Annotated in this window: 19 protein-coding genes; 13 read left to right on the forward strand and 6 right to left on the reverse strand. The window is 68.7% G+C overall.

Going from position 1 to position 18,572, the window contains the following annotated elements; all coding sequences use genetic code 11:
• Window positions 1–78: 78 nt before the first annotated feature.
• Together MWU75_RS02505 and MWU75_RS02510 are read right to left on the reverse strand one after the other, a co-directional pair.
• The gene (locus tag MWU75_RS02505) at window positions 79–1,089 is read right to left on the reverse strand and encodes a DUF2804 domain-containing protein (protein WP_247087974.1); all 1,011 of its coding nucleotides are present in this window, start codon (window positions 1,087–1,089) and stop codon (window positions 79–81) included.
• Window positions 1,086–2,780 carry a DUF885 domain-containing protein gene (locus MWU75_RS02510; protein ID WP_247087975.1) on the reverse strand — a complete coding sequence of 565 codons (1,695 nt, stop codon included), beginning with the start codon at window positions 2,778–2,780 and terminating at the stop codon, window positions 1,086–1,088. The genes MWU75_RS02505 and MWU75_RS02510 overlap by 4 nt, the downstream gene beginning before the upstream one ends.
• A gap of 240 nt (window positions 2,781–3,020) precedes the next feature.
• Here MWU75_RS02510 and MWU75_RS02515 point away from each other — a divergent pair, with 240 nt between their 5' ends.
• From MWU75_RS02515 to MWU75_RS02535, 5 genes are all read left to right on the forward strand, one after another.
• The gene (locus MWU75_RS02515; RefSeq protein ID WP_247087976.1) at window positions 3,021–3,251 is read left to right on the forward strand and encodes a hypothetical protein; all 231 of its coding nucleotides are present in this window, start codon (window positions 3,021–3,023) and stop codon (window positions 3,249–3,251) included.
• Between the two features lie 29 nt (window positions 3,252–3,280).
• Entirely contained in the window at window positions 3,281–4,300 is a 1,020-nt protein-coding gene (locus MWU75_RS02520) for a 4-hydroxy-3-methylbut-2-enyl diphosphate reductase (RefSeq protein ID WP_247087977.1), read from the forward strand.
• Window positions 4,301–4,574: 274 nt separating this feature from the next.
• Window positions 4,575–5,417 carry a transporter substrate-binding domain-containing protein gene (locus tag MWU75_RS02525; protein ID WP_247087978.1) on the forward strand — a complete coding sequence of 281 codons (843 nt, stop codon included), beginning with the start codon at window positions 4,575–4,577 and terminating at the stop codon, window positions 5,415–5,417.
• Between the two features lie 13 nt (window positions 5,418–5,430).
• Complete coding sequence (locus MWU75_RS02530; protein ID WP_247087979.1) at window positions 5,431–6,171, forward strand: amino acid ABC transporter permease; 741 nt, start codon at window positions 5,431–5,433, stop codon at window positions 6,169–6,171.
• Window positions 6,168–6,923 (forward strand): amino acid ABC transporter ATP-binding protein, encoded by a 756-nt coding sequence (locus MWU75_RS02535; protein ID WP_247087980.1) that lies wholly within the window; start codon window positions 6,168–6,170, stop codon window positions 6,921–6,923. Before MWU75_RS02530 ends, MWU75_RS02535 begins: the two co-directional genes overlap by 4 nt.
• Here the strand turns inward: MWU75_RS02535 and MWU75_RS02540 are convergent.
• Together MWU75_RS02540 and MWU75_RS02545 are read right to left on the reverse strand one after the other, a co-directional pair.
• Complete coding sequence (locus MWU75_RS02540) at window positions 6,920–8,143, reverse strand: DNA recombination protein RmuC (RefSeq protein WP_247087981.1); 1,224 nt, start codon at window positions 8,141–8,143, stop codon at window positions 6,920–6,922. The genes MWU75_RS02535 and MWU75_RS02540 overlap by 4 nt on opposite strands.
• A 143-nt stretch (window positions 8,144–8,286) precedes the next feature.
• Complete coding sequence (locus MWU75_RS02545) at window positions 8,287–9,096, reverse strand: hypothetical protein (RefSeq protein WP_247087982.1); 810 nt, start codon at window positions 9,094–9,096, stop codon at window positions 8,287–8,289.
• A gap of 168 nt (window positions 9,097–9,264) precedes the next feature.
• Here MWU75_RS02545 and ychF point away from each other — a divergent pair, with 168 nt between their 5' ends.
• Window positions 9,265–10,350 carry a redox-regulated ATPase YchF gene (ychF, locus tag MWU75_RS02550; RefSeq protein WP_247087983.1) on the forward strand — a complete coding sequence of 362 codons (1,086 nt, stop codon included), beginning with the start codon at window positions 9,265–9,267 and terminating at the stop codon, window positions 10,348–10,350.
• A 49-nt stretch (window positions 10,351–10,399) separates the two neighbouring features.
• Here ychF and MWU75_RS02555 read toward each other — a convergent pair whose 3' ends face one another.
• On the reverse strand, window positions 10,400–10,771 hold the full coding sequence (locus tag MWU75_RS02555; protein WP_247087984.1) for a hypothetical protein: 372 nt from the start codon (window positions 10,769–10,771) through the stop codon (window positions 10,400–10,402).
• Window positions 10,772–11,181: 410 nt separating this feature from the next.
• Here MWU75_RS02555 and MWU75_RS02560 point away from each other — a divergent pair, with 410 nt between their 5' ends.
• The 5 genes from MWU75_RS02560 (at window position 11,182) to MWU75_RS02580 (ending at window position 15,174) form a co-directional block, all read left to right on the forward strand.
• On the forward strand, window positions 11,182–11,637 hold the full coding sequence (locus MWU75_RS02560) for a hypothetical protein (protein ID WP_247087985.1): 456 nt from the start codon (window positions 11,182–11,184) through the stop codon (window positions 11,635–11,637).
• A gap of 311 nt (window positions 11,638–11,948) precedes the next feature.
• Window positions 11,949–12,392 carry an RpiB/LacA/LacB family sugar-phosphate isomerase gene (locus tag MWU75_RS02565; RefSeq protein WP_247087986.1) on the forward strand — a complete coding sequence of 148 codons (444 nt, stop codon included), beginning with the start codon at window positions 11,949–11,951 and terminating at the stop codon, window positions 12,390–12,392.
• A 35-nt stretch (window positions 12,393–12,427) separates the two neighbouring features.
• Window positions 12,428–13,339, forward strand: a complete 912-nt coding sequence (gene focA / locus MWU75_RS02570; RefSeq protein ID WP_247087987.1) for a formate transporter FocA — start codon at window positions 12,428–12,430, stop codon at window positions 13,337–13,339.
• Window positions 13,340–13,399: 60 nt separating this feature from the next.
• On the forward strand, window positions 13,400–14,923 hold the full coding sequence (locus tag MWU75_RS02575; RefSeq protein ID WP_247087988.1) for a molybdopterin-dependent oxidoreductase: 1,524 nt from the start codon (window positions 13,400–13,402) through the stop codon (window positions 14,921–14,923).
• Window positions 14,924–14,928: 5 nt separating this feature from the next.
• Window positions 14,929–15,174 (forward strand): hypothetical protein, encoded by a 246-nt coding sequence (locus tag MWU75_RS02580; RefSeq protein ID WP_247087989.1) that lies wholly within the window; start codon window positions 14,929–14,931, stop codon window positions 15,172–15,174.
• Here the strand turns inward: MWU75_RS02580 and MWU75_RS02585 are convergent.
• Window positions 15,153–15,851 carry a lysoplasmalogenase gene (locus MWU75_RS02585; RefSeq protein WP_247087990.1) on the reverse strand — a complete coding sequence of 233 codons (699 nt, stop codon included), beginning with the start codon at window positions 15,849–15,851 and terminating at the stop codon, window positions 15,153–15,155. The genes MWU75_RS02580 and MWU75_RS02585 overlap by 22 nt on opposite strands.
• 69 nt (window positions 15,852–15,920) lie before the next feature.
• Between MWU75_RS02585 and MWU75_RS02590 the strand changes: the two genes are divergently transcribed.
• Window positions 15,921–16,898 carry a TIGR03885 family FMN-dependent LLM class oxidoreductase gene (locus MWU75_RS02590; protein ID WP_247087991.1) on the forward strand — a complete coding sequence of 326 codons (978 nt, stop codon included), beginning with the start codon at window positions 15,921–15,923 and terminating at the stop codon, window positions 16,896–16,898.
• Window positions 16,895–18,559, forward strand: a complete 1,665-nt coding sequence (locus tag MWU75_RS02595; RefSeq protein ID WP_247087992.1) for an alpha-amylase family protein — start codon at window positions 16,895–16,897, stop codon at window positions 18,557–18,559. The genes MWU75_RS02590 and MWU75_RS02595 overlap by 4 nt, the downstream gene beginning before the upstream one ends.
• Window positions 18,560–18,572: the final 13 nt, after the last annotated feature.

Consider the following 18,572-nt stretch of genomic DNA (forward strand, 5'->3'; position numbering starts at 1 on the left):
CGGCCCGGACAGGGCCGGGGAACCCCGACCCTGGAGGCAGTATGCCGATGGGCACGGTTGGGTGGCCGAGGCGCCGGTTCACCAACGGTTGCGTGCCTCCTCGGCCCAGCCCTCCAGCCCGACCAGGTCGACCCTGGTGCCGTCGTCGGCCACCGCCCACCCAGAGAAGCGTCCGAAGCACTGGTGCGTCTCACCGGCGATGACCAGCAGGTCCGTCACGGCCACGCGCTCGTGGAAGGGCGTGAACCGCACCCCGACCCGCTCGCCCTCGATCCGCCACGGGGCCAGCCAGTCGCTCCGGTCGTAGTGCCAGACCAGCTCCTCGTGGATCTTGTGCAGCCGCCCGTCGACGAACAGCCCGTTCTCGGTCTGGCCGGTGCCGACAGTCCACCTCCCGCCCAGCTGGATCGCCAGATCACCGTCGGGGCGGGAGCCCGCGGCCCAGTTCCAGGTCATCGAGTAGCGCCACCGGCCACGCCCGTGGTCGAGCACCGCGAACGACTCGCCGGCACGGACCGGGTGCTCCGTCCCGTCGAGCACCAGCGTGCCGCTGACGGGTCGCCCGAGGTCCTTGAGGGTGTACTGGAACTGTCGCCCGGTCCACGGCACGAGGACGCCCAGCGCCTCGTGACCCGCGTGCTGGCCGACGGTCAGCTGCAGCTCGACGCCCCCGGCCGACGCCTCGACGCGGACCTCGTCGCCCTGGTCGATGGTGATCGTCAGGTCCTTCGCCCGTGCCTCCACCCGGCCGCGACCGCTGCGTGGGGGCAGGACGGCGCCGCGGGCCAGCGGCACCACGGCCTCCGGAGCCCACTCCCGACCGCTGTCCCGGTCCAGGACGTAGAGGCTGTGCACCGCGGCGTAGTCCATGGAGGAGACCACCACCCCGATGATGTGCGTCGGGGTCACCACGCCCCAGTACTCCCACCTCTTGGTGCGCCCCCACCCGGAGATGGTGTCAGTATGCCGTGGCGCGCGTGACCAGCCCACGGCCCGTGGGTTGAGCCGCCCGGTGGGCAGGGCGATGTCGACCGGCTCGGTGATCTCCCGGGCCGTCCCGGGCAGGCTCCCCGTGCCGGCCGCGGTCACAGCGAGCTCAGCTCCCGGGTCAGGTCGTCCAGGCCGAGGGCACCGAGGGACAGCGCCTTCATGTGCCAGGCCTTGAGGTCGAACTCCTCCCCGCGGGCCTCGTGGGCGGCGCGGGCGCCCTCACGCCCGGCCAGCCACGCGCGCTCGCCGAGCTTGTAGCTGATCGCCTGCCCCGGCCAGCCGAGGTAACGGATGATCTCGGAGTCGATGAACTCCTGGGGACGCCCCGAGTGCGCCGCGAAGAACTGGTTGGCCAGCTCGGGCGTCCAGGTCTCGCCGGGGGCGATGGGGGAGTCGTCCGGGATCGGCAGCTGCAGGTGCATGCCGAGGTCGATGACGACCCGGATCGCGCGCATGATCTGGCAGTCCAGGTAGCCCATGCGGGCCTCGGTGTCCAGGTAGCCCAGCTCGTCCATGAGCCGCTCGGCGTAGAGCGCCCAGCCCTCCGTCGCGCCGCTGGAGGAGCCGAGGGAGGTCTGGTAGATCGACAGCTGCGGGGCGACGTGGACCCACTGGGCGAGCTGCAGGTGGTGGCCGGGCACGCCCTCGTGGTACCAGGTGCTCACCAGGTCGTACATGGGGAAGCTCGTCCGACCCATGGTCGGGAGCCAGGTGCGGCCCGGGCGGGAGAAGTCGATGGAGGGCCGGCTGTAGTACGGGGCGGCCGCGCTGCCGGCCGGGGCGATCATCGCCTCCACCTTCTTGATCGGCTCGGCGATGTCGAAGTGGGTGCCGTCCAGGTCCGTGATGGCCTGGTCCATCATCTGCTGCAGAGTCTGGCGGACCTCCTCGACGCCGTGCACGATCTCGCCGTGCTCGTCCAGGTGGCGCATAGCCTCGACGGGGGTGGAGCCGGGCAGGATCTCCTCGGCCAGCTCGACCATCTGGGCGTGGATGCGCTGGTACTCCGCCCAGCCCCACGCGTAGGCCTCCTCCAGGTCGAGGTCGGCGCCCATCCAACGACGGGCGTTGAGCCGGTAGCGCTCCGCGCCGACCGCGTCGGGCGTGCCCTGCGTGGCAGGCAGGTAGGTGTCCTGCAGGTAGTCGCGCAGCTCGACGGTGCCGGCGGCCGCGGTCTCGGCCGCCGCGACCAGCTCTCCCTGCAGCGTCGACGGGCCAGCCGAGACGAAGTCCTGCCACCACTGGGTGTCGTTCCACTCGGTGAGCTGGTCGATCAGGGTCCGCACCTGCAGGGGAGCGGCGAGGAGCTCCTGGCGGATGCCCTCCTCGAGCGTCTGCGTCCAGGCCCGGTAGGCCTCCGGGACCCGGGCCATGCGCCGGGCGATCGCGGCCCAGTCCTCCTCGGTGGTCGAGGGCATCATCGAGAAGAGTTGGCGGACGGCCTGGGGTGGGCCGAAGATGTTGCGCACCTCGCGCAGGTGCTCACCGGCAGCGTGGGCCTCGAGCTGGACGCCGAGCCGGTCCCGCAGCAGGGTGGCGCACCGGCGCTCCAGGTCGTCCCACCCGTGCGGTCCGGCCGCCTGCTCCAACGAGTCGAGTTCGGCCAGCACGGAGGAGGCCAGGTCCGCCTTGGCCTGATAGCCCGCCGGAGACAGGTCCGGCACCCGGTCCTCGTGCGGGTTCAGGCCCAGTCCGGTGGCGACCGACGGGTCGAGCTCGGCCAGGTCGTGCACGAAGCGGTCGGCCAGCTGGCGGGGGGTGGACGGACGGTCGGGTGCGTGGTTCGGCATACCCACATCCTCACCCATGGGGACCCGCCTCCCGACCGGGCGCGGCGTTGCGGTCTGAAGGGCGAGGGCTTCAGGGTCGCTCGCGTCAACGCCGAGACGATGGAGTGGGACCAGGCGTCCCTCCCTCAGGCTCCTTCTGATAATGAACTTCTGTGGGCCTGAAGTGACATATGTGACGAATGTGACAATTCCCGGCGGGTCTACGCCATTGTTCTGCGGTAAAAGGCCATGGTGATCTCCATGGCAAGTCAGCTGGTGACCGAGGAAGAACTTCGACGCATCTGTCTGGACGCTGCCTCGCGAGGGGAAGGCGTCGGCTACATCATCAACGACTACCTCTATCTCAACTTCCTGCACGAGCAGCAGGAGGCCGACCGGGCGGCCAGTCACCGCAGTGAGGACGATCCCGGGGAGTGGTGGACCGAGTCCGGGGCACCCCGCGCAGAGGGGCGCCACAGGGCGGCAGGCTAACTTTCGCGCATCTCGCCTACCATGGACGCGTGACTGCCCTACCCACTGACCAGGTGTCCAAGCGTGTCCTGCTGGCCGCGCCGCGCGGCTACTGCGCCGGTGTCGACCGGGCCGTTGTGACCGTCGAGAAGGCGCTGGACCTCTACGGACCGCCGATCTATGTGCGCAAGCAGATCGTCCACAACAAGCATGTCGTGCGCACCCTGGAGAAGCGGGGTGCCATCTTCGTGGACCAGACCGACGAGGTGCCCGAGGGCGAGACGGTGATCTTCTCCGCCCACGGAGTCTCACCCGCGGTCCACCGCGAGGCCGCGGCCCTCCAGCTGAAGACCATCGACGCGACCTGCCCCCTGGTGACCAAGGTGCACCGTGAGGCGGTGCGCTTCGCCAGTGACGACAACACCATCCTGCTGATCGGGCACGAGGGGCATGAGGAGGTCGAGGGCACCGCGGGGGAGGCCCCGGACCACATCGTGCTGGTGCAGAGCCCGGACGAGGTGGATGACGTCGAGGTGCCCGACCCCGACAAGGTCGTCTGGCTGTCGCAGACGACACTCTCGGTCGACGAGACGATGGAGACCGTCCGGCGCCTGCGCGAGAAGTTCCCCAAGCTGCAGGACCCGCCCAGCGACGACATCTGTTACGCGACCCAGAACCGCCAGGTCGCCGTGAAGCAGATGGCCGCCGAGTGCGACCTGATGATCGTGGTCGGCTCGCAGAACTCCTCCAACTCGGTCCGGCTGGTCGAGGTCGCGCTCGAGCACGGAGCCCGCGACGGGCACCTGGTGGACTACGCCGACGAGATCGACGAGGCCTGGCTGGACGGGGTCCAGACCGTCGGCGTCACCAGTGGCGCGAGCGTGCCCGAGCTGCTGGTGCGGGACGTGCTGCAGTGGCTCGCGGACCGCGGCTTCGAGGACGTCAAGCCGATCACCGCGGCCGAGGAGTCCCTGCTGTTCGCCCTGCCCAACGAGATCCGCCGGGACCTCAAGGCCCGCGACGGTGTCGAGGCCGCCAAGATCCGGCACGACGCCGGCTCGCTCCACTAGAGCCCAAGAAGCACTGGGGTTTCGCGCTCTCCCTGAGACTGAGATCCGCCACCTATTGACCCCTGCACTCTCGTGGCGGGGTCCCCCGCTCCGTATCCCAGAACCGCCCTGATGCACATCCGGCAGCTTGCTGAGATAGTCGTTGCGGAGGTGCTCGCGTGCGCGTGATAAACGAATGCCGCGTGGTTGTCCAGCCAGTCAGGGCACGTTTGACCTGCTCGGCGGACCTTTCTATGTTCGAAGTCAAACCCCTCATGGAGATAAGGACTTCCCAATGACAACTTTGACCCGTGCCGGCCGCCGCGCCGGCGCCCTCGTCGCCCTCGTCGCGGGATCTCTCGCCCTCACCGCCTGCGGTGGCGATGACCAGAACGGTAGCGATGGCCAGAAGCTCCTCACCGAGGGTGAGCTCGTCGTGGCGATGAGCGGTGAGTTCCAGCCCTTCAGCCACTTCGAGGGCGATCAGCTGACCGGCTTCGACTTCGACATCGCCGTCGCGATCGCCGAGGAGATGGACCTGGAGCTGCAGACCCAGACGGGAGCCTTCGACAGCCTCATCCAGGGCCTGAAGTCTGACCGTTATGACGTCCTGATCGCCTCGATGACTCCCACCGAGGAGCGCGACGAGCAGGTGGACTTCACCGACCCCTACTACCTCTCCGGCGCCACCGTCTTCGTCACCAACGACAGCGACTGCACCGACCCGACACAGATGGACAGCCCGGCGATCGGCGTCGCCTCCGGCACGACCTACGAGACGTTCCTCAACGACCAGGACTGGGTCGGGGAGATCCGCACCTTCACCTCCGACATCACCGCACTGGAGGACACGGAGGTCGGCCGGCTCGACGCCGCGATGACCGACCGCCTCGTCGGGCTCTTCCAGATCAACCAGGCCGACCGGGACCTGCGCGTCTGCGGTGAGCCGCTCTACACCGAGGAGCCGGCCTTCGCCGTGCGGGAGGGCAACACCGAGCTGGTGGACGAGCTGAACACCGCGCTGGCGAGCATCATCGAGGACGGCACCTACGCCGAGATCTCGGAGAAGTGGTTCGGTCAGAACATCCTGGAGTCCGACGTCGAGGCCCCGGCCGACGACGCCGAGCAGACCAGCTGACTAAGTCATTGCCATGACCTTCTTCGACAACTTCGTCGAGTACGCCCCCCTCTTCATCGAGGCCAGCTGGGTGACGTTGCGCCTGACAGCCGTGGCCCTGGTCATCGCGATGGTGCTGGGCGGGGTGATCGCCTGGATGGTGATGAGCAGGTTCGGTCCCCTGCGGTGGCTCGCCACGGCATACATCGGGGTCATCCGGGGCACGCCGTTGATCGCCCAGATCTTCGTGCTCTACTTCGGCATCTCCGAGATCGTGAAGATGCCGGCGTTCTGGGCCGGCGCCCTGGCGCTGGCCGCGCACAACTCGGCCTACATCGCGGAGATCTTCCGCTCCGGCTTCCAGGCGGTGCCCAGGGGGCTGGTCGAGGCCTCCCGCTCGCTGGGCATGAGCAAGCGCAAGACCCTGCGCCGGGTGCAGGCACCCCTGGCGCTGCGCACCACGCTGCCGGTGCTGGGCAACCAGTACATCATCGCGGTGAAGGACTCCTCGCTGGTCTCCTTCATCGGCATGACCGAGCTGTTCCAGACCTCGCGCAATCTGCAGGCACAGAACTATGAGCCGCTCCAGATGTATCTGATGGTCTCGGTCTACTACCTGGCCATCGTGCTGGCGCTGACCTTCGTGGTGAACCGGCTCGAGCACTCGCTCAGCAAGCACCGCAGGCCGGTCGAGGGTTCCTCCGGAGGCAGCGACGGGGGTGGCCTCCGGCTGCCCGTCTGGGGTAGGAATCGGAAGGCGGAGGGTCGAGCATGACGGACGCACATCGTGGCCAGCCCCTGGTCAGCATGCGCAACATCGTGAAGACGTTCGGTGACAACGTGGTGCTCGACGGCGTGGACCTGGACGTCTATCCCGGCGAGGTGGTCGTGCTCATCGGTCCCTCGGGTGCCGGCAAGAGCACGCTGCTGCGCTGCATCAACGGGCTCGAGCGGATCTCCTCGGGCACCATCGAGGTGGACGGTCAGCAGCTGAGCTATCAGGAGTCGGCCATGAACCGGATCCGCTCCCGGATCGGCATGGTCTTCCAAGCCTTCAACCTGTTCCCGCACATGACGGTCGCGCAGAACATCATGATGGCCCAGCAGGACGTCCTGGGCCGCTCGGCCAGCGAGGCACGTCAGCGCGCCGAGGAACTGCTCGGCCGGGTCGGGCTGGAGGAGAAGGCCGATGCCTATCCGGACAGCCTCTCCGGTGGACAGCAGCAGCGCGTGGCCATCGCCCGCGCCCTGGCGATGGACCCGGCGGTCATGCTCTTCGACGAGCCCACCTCTGCCCTGGACCCGGAGCTAGTGGGTGAGGTGCTGCACGTCATGCGCGAGCTGGCCGACGCGGGCATGACGATGGTCGTGGTCACCCATGAGATGCGCTTCGCGCGCCGGGCGGCGGACCGTGTGGTGCTCATGGCCGACCGACAGATCGTCGAGGAGGGCACTCCCGAGCAGGTGCTGGACAACCCGACCAGCGATCGGGGTCAGGCCTTCCTCCGCCAGCTCTCGGAGGACTAGGCCGAGTCGGCATCCCGGCCCGGAAGCTCCCGGTGGACGGGGCCCGGGCCGGCGGCCAGGTCCGGGTCGATCGGGTCCCGGACCCCGGCGACCTCGGTCATCTCCTCGACGATCAGCTCGGGTGCGGTCAGGGGACGCACCGACGCGCGCACGGGCTCGAGGCCGGGATGGGCCGACTCGGCGATGCCGACCTCCTGCAGACTCCGGCTGGTCACCATGACCCGCGACTCCAGGGTGCCGACCATGCTGTTGTAGCTCTCGACGGAGCGGCGCAGTGCCGCCCCCATCGTGGTGACGTGCCGACCCAGGGTCCCGAGACGCTGGTGGAGCTCGGTGCCCAGGCGGACCAGGTCCCGTGCGTGCTCGGTGAGGGTGTCCTGCTGCCAGGCGAAGGCGAGCGCGCGCAGCAGCGCGAGGAGCGTGGCCGGTGAGGCGAGCACGACCTTCCGGGACTGGGCGTGGTCGTAGAGATCCGGTGCCGCCTGGAGCGCCGCGGCCAGGACCGCGTCGCTGGGGACGAAGCAGACCACGAGCTCCGGGGTGGTGCGGAACGCGCTCCAGTAGGCCTTGGCGGCCAGCGCGTCGACGTGACCGCGCAGCGCCCGGGCGTGCTGGCGGAGCAGGCCCGTGCGCTCGCCGGCGCTGATGCCATCGGCCTGGGCCTGCAGGAACGCCCCGAGCGGGGCCTTGCTGTCCAGGACCAGCACCTTGTCGCCGGGAAGTCGCACGACGACATCCGGTCGCACGGTCACGTCGTGCTGACTGACCGAGCTCACCTGCTCCTCGAAGTCGCAGCGGGCCAGCATCCCGGAGTGCTCCAGGATGCGCCGCAGCTGGGCCTCGCCCCAGGTGCCGCGCACCCCGGAGGAGTTGAGCGCGCCGGACAGGCTCGCCGTCTGGTCCCTCAGCTCGGCGGTCTGCCGCGCCACCTCGCCGAGCCGTTCGCCGACCGAGCCGAACTGCTCCACCCGGTCACGCTCGAGCTCGCGCACCTGGCTCTCGACCCGACCCAGCGCCAGGCGGAGCGGCGCCAGCTCGGCCGCGGTCTGCCGGTCGTCCTCGTCCAGCGCCTCCCGCGCCGCGAGACGCTCCGCGAGCAGATCGCGCTCGGCGCTGGTGCGCGCGAGCGCGGCCGTGTGGGACCCGCGGGCCAGGAGCCAACCGGTCACGGCCCCCAGCGCGAGGGCGACGAGGGTGAGCACGAGCGTGGTGGTGTCCATGCCGACACCGTCTCAGAACCCACCGACAGAGGCCCCGGACCACCCGCGATCCTGGCGGAGGCACCCGAAGGCCCCTGACGGCATACTGCCGCGCAGGGGCCTGGGTGCTGCGGAGGTGACGGGCCAGCTGACCCGACCACCGGTCACTGCCAGGTGACCGGCTCCTCCAGGTAGGAGTTCTCGCCGAAGCCACCGTCGATCTCGCGGACGCCGGTCCACACGGCACCGGTGACCTCCTGTCCCTCGGGCGCCAGTGACACGTTGCAGGTGGTCGCGGTCGCGCCGGTGACGAAGTCGTCGAAGTACTCGTTGGGGCACTCGGCGATCCCGGTGCTGATGACGATCAGGCCCTGCGCCGGGGTGCCGTCGTCGAGGATGCCGTCGAAGCCGGGCTCCAGGTTGGTGACGCCCTCGTCCCCCTCGGCAAAGAGCACCTCGTGCTCGGACATGATGAAGTATGGCGTCAGGCCGGCGTAGTCGTCGGCGTCCTGGAACTGGTCGAAGAACGAGGCGTCACCCTTGACGATCTCGGTCACCCTGGACTCGACGTAGCCGAAGGCGTAGAACTCCTCGCCCTCCTCGCGCTGCTGCGTGTGCAGGACGGCCGGCTCGCCGAACGCGAGCTCGGTGCCGGGGGCGGCCGTCTCGAAGTCTCCCGCGGCACCAGCAGCGGCAGGGGTCTCGGTCTCGACGGCGGCGTCGGCCGGAGTCTCGGTCTCCTCCGCCTCGTCGACGACCGCGGGCTCCGTCTCGGTGGCCACGTCGTCTGCGGGAGCCCCGGTCTCGCTGCTGTCGTCCGCCGTCTCCTGGGTCTCCTCGACCGTCTCCTCGGCCGACGTCTCCTCCGCCGGCTCCTCCTCCCCGCCGCATGCCGTCAGGACCAGGGCGGCGGCCGCGGCCGCGCTCACCAGGCCGAGGCTCCTTCGGGTGGTGCGGTTGGTGGTGCGTGTCATTTCTGTGCTCCTCTGTGTCTCCCCCGGCGGCCAGGGGGCTCGTGAACCGCCATGGAACCGACGGCAACGTGAGGGGATCGGTTCCCTCCCGCCTGGAACTTGAGCAAATCTTGACCGGGAGGCCGGGGGCCGGGAGCGGTGGTGCGCGGCCGGTAGACTCCTGATCCCGTGGCACTCACTATCGGAATCGTCGGCCTGCCCAACGTCGGCAAGTCAACCCTCTTCAACGCACTGACCAAGAACACGGTCCTCGCGGCGAACTATCCCTTCGCGACCATCGAGCCCAACGTCGGTGTCGTCCCGCTGGCGGATCAGCGCCTGACGCGGCTCGCCGAGATCTTCGGCAGCGCCCGGATCCTCCCGGCGCCGGTCAGCTTCGTGGACATCGCCGGCATCGTCCGGGGAGCCTCGGAGGGGGAGGGGCTGGGCAACAAGTTCCTGGCCAACATCCGTGAGGCCGACGCGATCTGCCAGGTGGTGCGGGCCTTCGTGGACGACGACGTGGTGCACGTCGACGGCAAGGTCAGCCCCAAGGACGACATCGAGACCATCAACACCGAGCTGGTCCTGGCCGACCTGCAGACCCTCGAGTCCGCGATCCCGCGGATCGAGAAGGAGGTCAAGGGCAAGAAGACGGACAAGGCGGTGCTCGACACCGCCCTCGCGGCCCGGACGGTCCTCGAGCGCGGTGACACCCTCTTCGCCAAGGGCATCGAGGGCGGCGTCGACATGGACCTGGCCAAGAGCCTCGGTCTGCTGACGACCAAGCCGTTCCTGTATGTCTTCAACCTCGACGAGGACGGGCTCACCGACACCGGGCTCCACGACGAGCTCGCTTCCCTCGTCGCGCCCGCCGAGGCGATCTATCTCAACGCCAAGCTGGAGGCCGACCTGGCCGAGCTCGACGACGAGGAGGCCGCCGAGCTGCTCGAGTCGGTGGGGGTCACCGAGCCGGGCATGGTGCAGCTGGCCCGGGTGGGCTTCCAGAACCTCGGCCTGCAGACCTACCTGACCGCGGGCCCCAAGGAGGCCAGGGCCTGGACGATCCGCAAGGGATGGACCGCGCCCCAGGCCGCCGGTGTGATCCACACCGACTTCCAGCGCGGCTTCATCAAGGCCGAGATCGTCTCCTTCGACGACCTGGACGCTACCGGCTCGATGGCCGACGCCCGCGCCGCGGGCAAGGTGCGCATGGAGGGCAAGGACTACGTGATGGCTGACGGCGATGTGGTGGAGTTCCGCTTCAACGTTTAACTGCCGTTTAGCTGAGGCCTGACGCGGAGACGTCGCGGGCAGCCATGGCTCAGAAGGTGTAGTCGCCTGACCGCTCGACCTTCGGGCGGTGACCGAACATCGACTGATACGTCTCGATGAGATCGTTCACGGTGACGTTCTCGCCCGCCGCAAGTTGCGCCAGGCGCGGCACGAGCCACCGGGCCTCGCAGGCGTCGAACTCCTCGGCGAACGTCTCGTTGAGCTCGCCATCGAGGATCACCTGCGTGACAGGGATCTGCCCGCCGACGTTGACGATGTGATGCCCCATCGAGAAGTTGAGCAGCGTCGTCCTGCCGCGAGGGTGGATGCTGATCGTCACCGGGTGCGGCCAGCCCGTGGCACCTTTGGGTGAGTGGCCGAGCACAAGGAAGTTCAGCTGCCCGCGGCTTGTGTCGGCCATGGAACCTCTTTCGTCGTGGTGCGTAGCTCGAAGGGCCGAGCGCTCATGCCTATCTGTGACGCAACGTGGTGGAGCTCCGCTTCATCGTGTGATCGAGGCTACCCTCGGATGGGCCGCGACGATTGACTGGGGGGCCTCCTCCGGGGCTGATCTTCCGTGCCGCAAGGCCCTCCGCGTGGAGCAGTCGGGTCTCATCGCGTAGGCGGCGGGTGGGAGCGGGCGCCCTGCTGGAAAGCATGAGTTCATCCGATACACTAGACCTCACACAAACGCGTACAACCGTCAGATCCAGCGTCCGTCCCGAATCCTCGGGAGGGGCGCTTTTTCGTGTTCACAGAGAGACTTTATGAGCGACCACCACAAGTTCGGGACCCATCTTCCCCCGTTCGGCACGAGAGTCCCTGGCCTTCGTGGTCGTCATCTCGCTGATCTCGGTGAACATCATCCCCGTGGTCATCTCGGGCCTGACCATCGGCTTCACGCTCGACATGTGGCGGGGGGTGCTCAAGGTGCTGCCGCTGCTGTGGGTCGTCGTCCTGGCGGTCGTGATGCTGACGCGCAAGCCCGCGATGTGGCTCACCGGCCTCGTCGTCCGCAAGGGCGACAGCTTCCGCGCCCACATCTTCGCGGACACCCTGTGCAGCGTCACGCTGATCTCCGTGATCCTGACCATCGTCGGGGCCTGGATCGGGACCTGGAGCCTGACCACAGAGCCTCTGCGGAACTTCTTCCACATCTGGCCGAGCAACTTCATGATCGCCCTCGTGGTCGAGGCCCTCCTCGCACAGCCCGTCGCCCGGTTGGTCATGCGTGGCCACCACCGCCGCGTCGACCTCCGGAGCGGCGCGGCAGCCCAAGCGGCGTAAACGGGCGTGGTCACCGGCAGGTCAGTCTCGACTCTCGCGCCGATGTGACCGCGACCGTCTGGCCGGACCAGACCCTGGTGACTCTGGCCGTTGGCCTCAACCCGCACGTGTCCATCCGATACTCCGATCTGTCTGCGGCACTCTGGTCAGCGTGGTCTGTGGGCCAGCGCCTGGGCGGGTCGCGGCTGGGGTCGCGCGATGCTCACCGCTGTCGGCGCCGGTTGTGGCGTGCGCCTCCGTCTTCTACTACACTCTGTAGCATTTACTACATCGTGTAGTGAAAAATTCCGGACAGATGGGAGGAACAGGACGTGCGGGTGGTCATCGGCGCACCGAGCAACGGTGTGATCCTCAAGGACGCGATCAAGGGGTTCCTGGAGCAGAACGAGCGTGTGACCGAGGTCGTCGACCTCTCGACGCCGGACATCACCTACCCAGACGTCTCGTTCCAGGCGGCGCAGCGGGTCGTGGCCGGCGACGCCGACCGGGCGGTGCTCGTCTGCGGCACCGGGGTGGGGACCGCCATCGCCGCGAGCAAGGTCAGGGGAGCTCGGGCCGCGACAGCCCACGACCTGATCACCGTGCGCGGAGCCGTGGAGAACTACGACGCACAGATCCTGTGCCTGGGGCAGAACGTCATCGCCCCCGCCTATGCGCAGGCGCTCGTGGACCTGTGGCTGGACCTGCGCCACGACCCGGGCGGCTCCTACGGTCCGAAGGTGCGTGAGATCGATGAGTTCGAGGGGCGCGGCTGACGGCATCGCGCTGACCGGTGACGCGGGGGAGAACGATGAGTGAGGCGGGCACGATCCTCACGCCATCACAGATGGCCAGGGCCGCCGAGGACGCCGCCTTCGGCAAGGCCACCAGCAACCAGCTCAAGTCGTTCCTGCTGGCCCTCACCGCGGGCGGGTACATCGCCCTCGGCTTCGTCTTCTTCACCACCAGCCAGGTGGGGGCCGCAGCCCTGCCGTTCGGTGTCGCCAGGGTCCTGGGCGGTATGGTCTTCGCCACCGGACTGGCGCTCGTCGTGCTCACCGGGGCGGAGCTGTTCACCTCCTCCACGCTGACCCTCACGGCCCGCGCCAGCGGACGCATCACCACCTGGCAGCTGCTGCGCAACTGGGTCGTGGTCTTCATCGGCAACTTCATCGGTGCCCTGACCATCGTGGCCCTGATCTACCTCGGCAAGGTCTGGGAGCAGGCGGACGGCGGCTGGGGCCAGGTGGTCCTGGACGTCTCGCTCAAGAAGGTCCACCACGACTTCCTCACCGCCTTCGTCCTGGGCATCCTGTGCAACCTCATGGTGTGCCTGGCCATCTGGGCCGCCTACAGCGGCAGGACCACCGTGGACAAGGTGGTCGCCGTGACGATGCCGATCGCGCTCTTTGTGGCCAGCGGCTTCGAGCACTCGGTCGCCAACATGTTCATGGTGCCGCTGGGCATCCTCCTGCACTCCAACGCCGGGCAGGAGTTCTGGACCACCTCGGGTCTGGACCACACGGCATACGGCGATCTGACCTGGAGCAACTTCCTGGTGGACAACCTGCTCCCGGTGACCCTGGGCAATATCGTCGGCGGCGGCGTGATGATCGGCGTCCTCTACTGGACCATCTTCCACTTCCTCGACCGACCTGGGAAGGTCATGCCCATGGCCACCGTGGGCACCGACCTCGTGACCACGGAAGGCGACTCGAAGTGATGCTGAAAGAAACTCTCCCACTCGCGCGGCACCGCGTGTTCCTCACAAAGGAGTAAGGCAATGGACGGCGACTTTCCGTTGTGGTTACGTGCACAGCACCTCCTCAACTTCGTCCTGATCGGCATGCTCATCCGGTCGGGGATCGAGATCCTCTCGTCCCTGCCCCGCCTGTGGTGGCGCAAGGACTGCGCGCCGGGCACCGAGTGGTTGAAGTTCACCAGGCGTGAGCTCCCCAAGGAGGAGGGCGTTTACACCTCCCTCATGGACGAGAAGTCCGTCCACCCGGTCCTCTCCCTCCCCGGGCGGGAGAACATCGGGCTGGGTCGACACTGGCACGGTCTGTCGGTGATGTTCTGGGTGCTCAACGGCATCATCTACATCATCCTGCTGTTCGCCACCGGTCTGTGGCGGCGCATCGTGCCGACCTCCTGGGACGTGGTCCCCGAGGCCTGGGACTCGCTCCTGATGTACCTGAGCCTGGAGGTCCCGGACATCAGCCACTTCGAGCCGTACGACGCGCTCCAGATGCTGGGCTACACCTTCGTGATCTTCATCCTGGCGCCCCTCCAGATGCTGACGGGCGTCGCGATGTCGCCGGCGATCCGGTCCCGCTTCCCGTGGTACGTCAAGATGTGGGGCGGCCACCAGGGTGCCCGCTCGCTGCACTTCATCGGCCTGGTCATCTTCACCGGCTTCATCGTGATGCACGTGTCGCTGGTGTTCCTGGTCCACCGGGACCGCAACATCGTCAATATGGTGTTCGGGGGTGGCGAGGTCACCACCGCCCGCGCCGCCCAGGCCATGGTGATCATGGTGGCGGTCATCGTCGCTGTCATCGTGTTCTGGATCGCCCTGTCCTACTGGTCGCTGGCCGACCGGGTCCGGGCACAGGGGTTCACCGCCGGCTTCACCGAGATCGGCCGCAAGATCTTCCTGAACCACCTGCGCCCGCTCGGCGCCAGGAAGAAGGCCTACACCGACAAGGACATCTCCGAGTTCCACTGGACCAACGGACTCCCGCCCACGGAGGAGGAGTCGAAGCTCTGGGTCGAGGCCAGGGACAACGACTGGGAGGGGCTGACCATCACGGTCCGCGACGACATCAACGACGTCGAGAAGACGCTGACCGTCGAGGATCTGAAGAACCTGCCGCGGCACTCCTACATCGCGACCCACACCTGCATGCAGGGCTGGTCGGCCACGTCCCGCTGGACCGGGGTGCGACTCACCGACCTGATGGACGTGCTCGGGCCGCGACCCGAGGGTGCGCGTTACCTGCTGGCGGAGTCCTACGGGTTGGCGCAGAAGATGTACGACAACCGCCCGCGCGAGCCCTTCTACGCCGCCATCGACCTGGACACCATGGCCGAGGAGGAGTCGATCCTGGCCTACGAGCGCAACGACCACCCCGTCGATGACCACCTCGGTGCCCCCGCGCGCCTGCGTGTGGAGTCCAACCACGGCTACAAACACGTGAAGTGGGTCTCGCGGGTGATGTGGATCCGCGACTACGCCGACTACGGTGATGGTCGAGGCGGGACACGGGAGGACTCGGCCCTGCAGGCGTTCAACGGAAGGATCTGATGCCGGTGGCGAGGATCGTGTCGACCTGCTTCCTCGTCGAGGGCATCGCTGACGACCGGGACGTGAAGGCGGCGATGCAGCCACTCTTCGACATCTTCGCCAGCAACGGTCTGGGCCAGGCGACCTTCGAGATCGTGCCCGGTGAGCCGACGCGCCTGTGGGTCAAGCACAAGGACAGTGTCGAGCCCAGCCGGGAGCTGATCGACCGGGCGCTGGCCAGGGCCGGTGACTACCGGGTGATCGACGAGTAGTCGCGGGACAGGTGCTCCTGGGCCTCGAGCGTGCGGAGCACCCCGCGCACGATCAGCGCCTGGGCGGCGATGTAGGTCAGCATGACCCAGAAGCCCTGCTGCGGCAGGGACCACCAGGGCGCGAAGGCGTTGAGCGCGATCAGCCCGTCGGAGACGAGGAAGAGCGCGCCCCCGATCCACACCGAGCGGTTGACCCCCGTCGCCAGCACGGCCATCGACCCGAGCAGCAGCCCATAGATGAGCACCGGCACCAGCAGCACCCCCGCGTGTGGCGCGCAGGCCACGACGAGTGCGGCCACGGCCACGACATACGGCACCAGCAGCACGCGACGCCGAGCCAGCAGACTGTCGGGGCGCCACGGCCAGAAGGCCACGATGTAGACGACCTGGGCGATGAGGAAGAAGCCGACCATGAGCAGGAAGGCCGGGTCGCCGTCAGCCAGGCGCGGTGCGGTGTCGCCCAGCCAGGAGAAGCCGAGGGCCAGCAGCGTGAGCCGCACCAGCCTGCTGCGGGGTCGGTCCGTGGCGGTGAGCAGCGCGGCCGCGAGCAGGGGCATCAGGAGCACCTGCGTCACCGCGGCGAGCCCGTCCAGCCCCAGCAGCTGCGCCGTCAGATGCACGGCCGCGACGCACCCGAACAGGCCAGCGGTGATCTGCACAGGACGTCTGGGGGGCATGCGCGCATCCTAGGGGCTCGGGTGCCCCGTGCGGTTGCGGCCGCGCGGGCACTGCACTGCACTGGGACGATGCTCCGTATCGGTTTCCACGCCTCGCACGAGCAGATCTCGCCCCGACGGCTGCTCGCAGACGTGCGGCACGCGGAACAGGCCGGCTTCGCCATGGCCATGTGCTCGGACCACGTGGCGCCGTGGAGCGAGCGGCAGGGGCACTCCGGCAACACCTGGCCCTGGCTGGGGGCGGCGCTGGCCACGACGGGGTTCCGGATCGGCACCCTGGCGATCCCGGGTCCCCGCTACCACCCTGCCGTGCTGGCGCACCAGTACGCCACCCTGGCGCAGATGTTCCCCGGCCGGGTCTGGGCCGCCCTGGGCAGTGGCGAGGCGCTGAACGAGCACATCACAGGGGCTCCGTGGCCGCCCAAGGCGCAGCGCGTGGAGCACCTGGAGGCCTCGGCCGACGTCATCCGCCGACTGCTGGCCGGGGAGGAGGTCAGCAGGGAGGGCCCCGTCACCGTGGACCGTGCCCAGCTGTGGGACCGGCCCGAGCAACCGCCGCCCCTCCTGGCCGCCGCGATCTCCTCCGAGTCGGCCCGTCGTGCCGCGGCCTGGGCCGACGGACTGGTCACCGTCGTCCAGCCCGTCGAGACCCTGCGCGAGGTCGTGTCCGCCTACCGGGACGCCGGCGGCCGCGGCCCCCTCGCCCTGCAGCTGCACCTCTCGTGGGCCCCGACCCTGCGTCAGGCGGAACAGCTGGCCATCGACCAGTGGCGCACCAACGTCTTCCCGGCCGACGTCGCGGCCGACACGGAGACCACGCAGGAGTTCGATGCGCTGGCCGAGACGACGGACCCCGCGGCGGTGCACGAGAGCGTGCGGATCTCGGAGGACCTGGGGCGGCACCGCGAGTGGATCGCGGAGTATGCCGGGCTCGGGTTCGACGAGATCTACCTGCACCACGTGGGTCAGGACCAGAGGCCGTTCCTGGACGTCTTCGGCGACCAGGTGCTGCCGGCGCTCGTCGAGAGCACGGAGGAGACCCGATGAGGATCACCCGGACCAGCGACCTGTGGTGGAAGAGCGCCATCGTCTACTGTCTCGACGTCGAGACCTACTTCGACGCGGACGGGGACGGCATCGGCGACCTCGCCGGGCTGGCCCAGCGGATCGACTACCTGGCCCGGCTCGGGGTGAACTGCCTGTGGCTGATGCCCTTCTTCCCCACGCCCGACCGGGACGACGGCTACGACGTCATGGACTTCTACGGCGTGGACACCCGGCTGGGCAACCACGGGCAGCTGGTCGAGGTGATCCGCACCGCGCACGACCGCGGCATCCGGGTCATCACCGACCTGGTCATCAACCACACCTCCGACCGGCACCCGTGGTTCCGCGCCGCGCGGCGCAGCACCGACAACCCGTTCCGGGACTACTACGTCTGGCGGGACACCGAGCCGCCGGACACCTCCGACAAGGTGATCTTCCCCGACCAGGAGGACTCGATCTGGACGCGGGAGGAGAAGACCGGCGAGTGGTATCTGCACCACTTCTACCGCCACCAGCCGGACCTCAACACCGCCAACCCGGCCGTCCGGGAGGAGATCCTGCGGGTGATCGGCTTCTGGCTGGAGCTCGGCGTCGACGGGTTCCGCGTCGACGCCGTGCCGTTCTTCATCCAGGACCTCGAGCGCGGCGCCGGCGACCTGCCCAGCGACCCCCACGACCTGCTGCGTGAGATCCGCGCCTTCCTCACCCGTCGCAAGGGGACCGCCGTCCTGCTCGGCGAGGTCAACCTGCCCTACGAGCAGCAGCTCGACTACTTCGGTGGCGACCGCGGCGACCAGCTCCAGATGCAGTTCGACTTCGTCGGCATGCAGGCCACCTACCTCGCCCTCGCGCGCGGCGACGCCACGCCGCTGGCCGAGGCGTTGCAGCGGCGTCCGTCGCTGCACCAGACCTGTCAGTGGGCCAACTTCTTGCGCAACCACGACGAGCTCACCCTCGACAAGCTCACGGACGCGGAGCGCCAGGAGGTCTTCGCCGCCTTCGGTCCCGAGGAGTCCATGCAGCTCTACGGCCGCGGCCTCAAGCGCCGGCTCCCGCCGATGCTCGACGGTGACCCTCGGCGTCTCCGCCTGGCCTACAGCCTGATGTTCTCGCTACCGGGCACGCCGACGATCTACTACGGCGAGGAGATCGGCATGGGCGAGGACCTGGCCGCGGAGGGACGCATGGCGGTGCGCACCCCCATGCAGTGGAGCCCCGGCGACAACGGCGGCTTCTCCTCGGCGCCCCGGCGCCGCCTCATCCAGCGTCCGACGCCGGACGGCTACGCCCCTGAGCACGTCAACGTCACCGACCAGGTCCGTGACCCCGACTCGTTCTGGACCTTCATGCGCTCGCTCATCGCGGCCCGCCGGGAGTGTCCGGAACTCGGCTGGGGAGAGTTCACGCTCCTGGCCCAGCCGCACGGCCAGGTGCTGGCTCACTGCTGCCGCGGCGCGGAGACCGCGGTCGTCGCGGTGCACAACGTCGCGGCCGACCCAGTGTCGCTCGAGCTCGACCTGCGCGACATCGGGGAGCACGCGATCGACCTGCTGGCCCACGAGTCCGTGGACCTTGCCGACGGCCGCCTCACGCTCAGTCTCGAGGGGTTCGGTCACCGCTGGCTGCGGGTGGGCCCGCCCGAACTGGTCGCCGTCCCCTGATCACCGGGTGGGA

It is taken from the genome of Ornithinimicrobium sp. F0845 (assembly GCF_023015765.1).
Taxonomy (GTDB): domain Bacteria; phylum Actinomycetota; class Actinomycetes; order Actinomycetales; family Dermatophilaceae; genus Ornithinicoccus.

Bases quoted from the DNA above. Each gene is read 5' to 3' on its own strand.
- MWU75_RS02540 (WP_247087981.1), bottom strand. From the start codon at position 8,143: ATGGACACCACCACGCTCGTGCTCACCCTCGTCGCCCTCGCGCTGGGG.
- MWU75_RS02515 (WP_247087976.1), top strand. From the start codon at position 3,021: ATGGCAAGTCAGCTGGTGACCGAGGAAGAACTTCGACGCATCTGTCTG.
- MWU75_RS02525 (WP_247087978.1), top strand. From the start codon at position 4,575: ATGACAACTTTGACCCGTGCCGGCCGCCGCGCCGGCGCCCTCGTCGCC.
- MWU75_RS02555 (WP_247087984.1), bottom strand. From the start codon at position 10,771: ATGGCCGACACAAGCCGCGGGCAGCTGAACTTCCTTGTGCTCGGCCAC.
- focA (WP_247087987.1), top strand. From the start codon at position 12,428: ATGAGTGAGGCGGGCACGATCCTCACGCCATCACAGATGGCCAGGGCC.
- MWU75_RS02545 (WP_247087982.1), bottom strand. From the start codon at position 9,096: ATGACACGCACCACCAACCGCACCACCCGAAGGAGCCTCGGCCTGGTG.
- MWU75_RS02535 (WP_247087980.1), top strand. From the start codon at position 6,168: ATGACGGACGCACATCGTGGCCAGCCCCTGGTCAGCATGCGCAACATC.
- MWU75_RS02530 (WP_247087979.1), top strand. From the start codon at position 5,431: ATGACCTTCTTCGACAACTTCGTCGAGTACGCCCCCCTCTTCATCGAG.
- MWU75_RS02510 (WP_247087975.1), bottom strand. From the start codon at position 2,780: ATGCCGAACCACGCACCCGACCGTCCGTCCACCCCCCGCCAGCTGGCC.
- MWU75_RS02575 (WP_247087988.1), top strand. From the start codon at position 13,400: ATGGACGGCGACTTTCCGTTGTGGTTACGTGCACAGCACCTCCTCAAC.
- MWU75_RS02585 (WP_247087990.1), bottom strand. From the start codon at position 15,851: ATGCCCCCCAGACGTCCTGTGCAGATCACCGCTGGCCTGTTCGGGTGC.
- MWU75_RS02590 (WP_247087991.1), top strand. From the start codon at position 15,921: ATGCTCCGTATCGGTTTCCACGCCTCGCACGAGCAGATCTCGCCCCGA.
- MWU75_RS02595 (WP_247087992.1), top strand. From the start codon at position 16,895: ATGAGGATCACCCGGACCAGCGACCTGTGGTGGAAGAGCGCCATCGTC.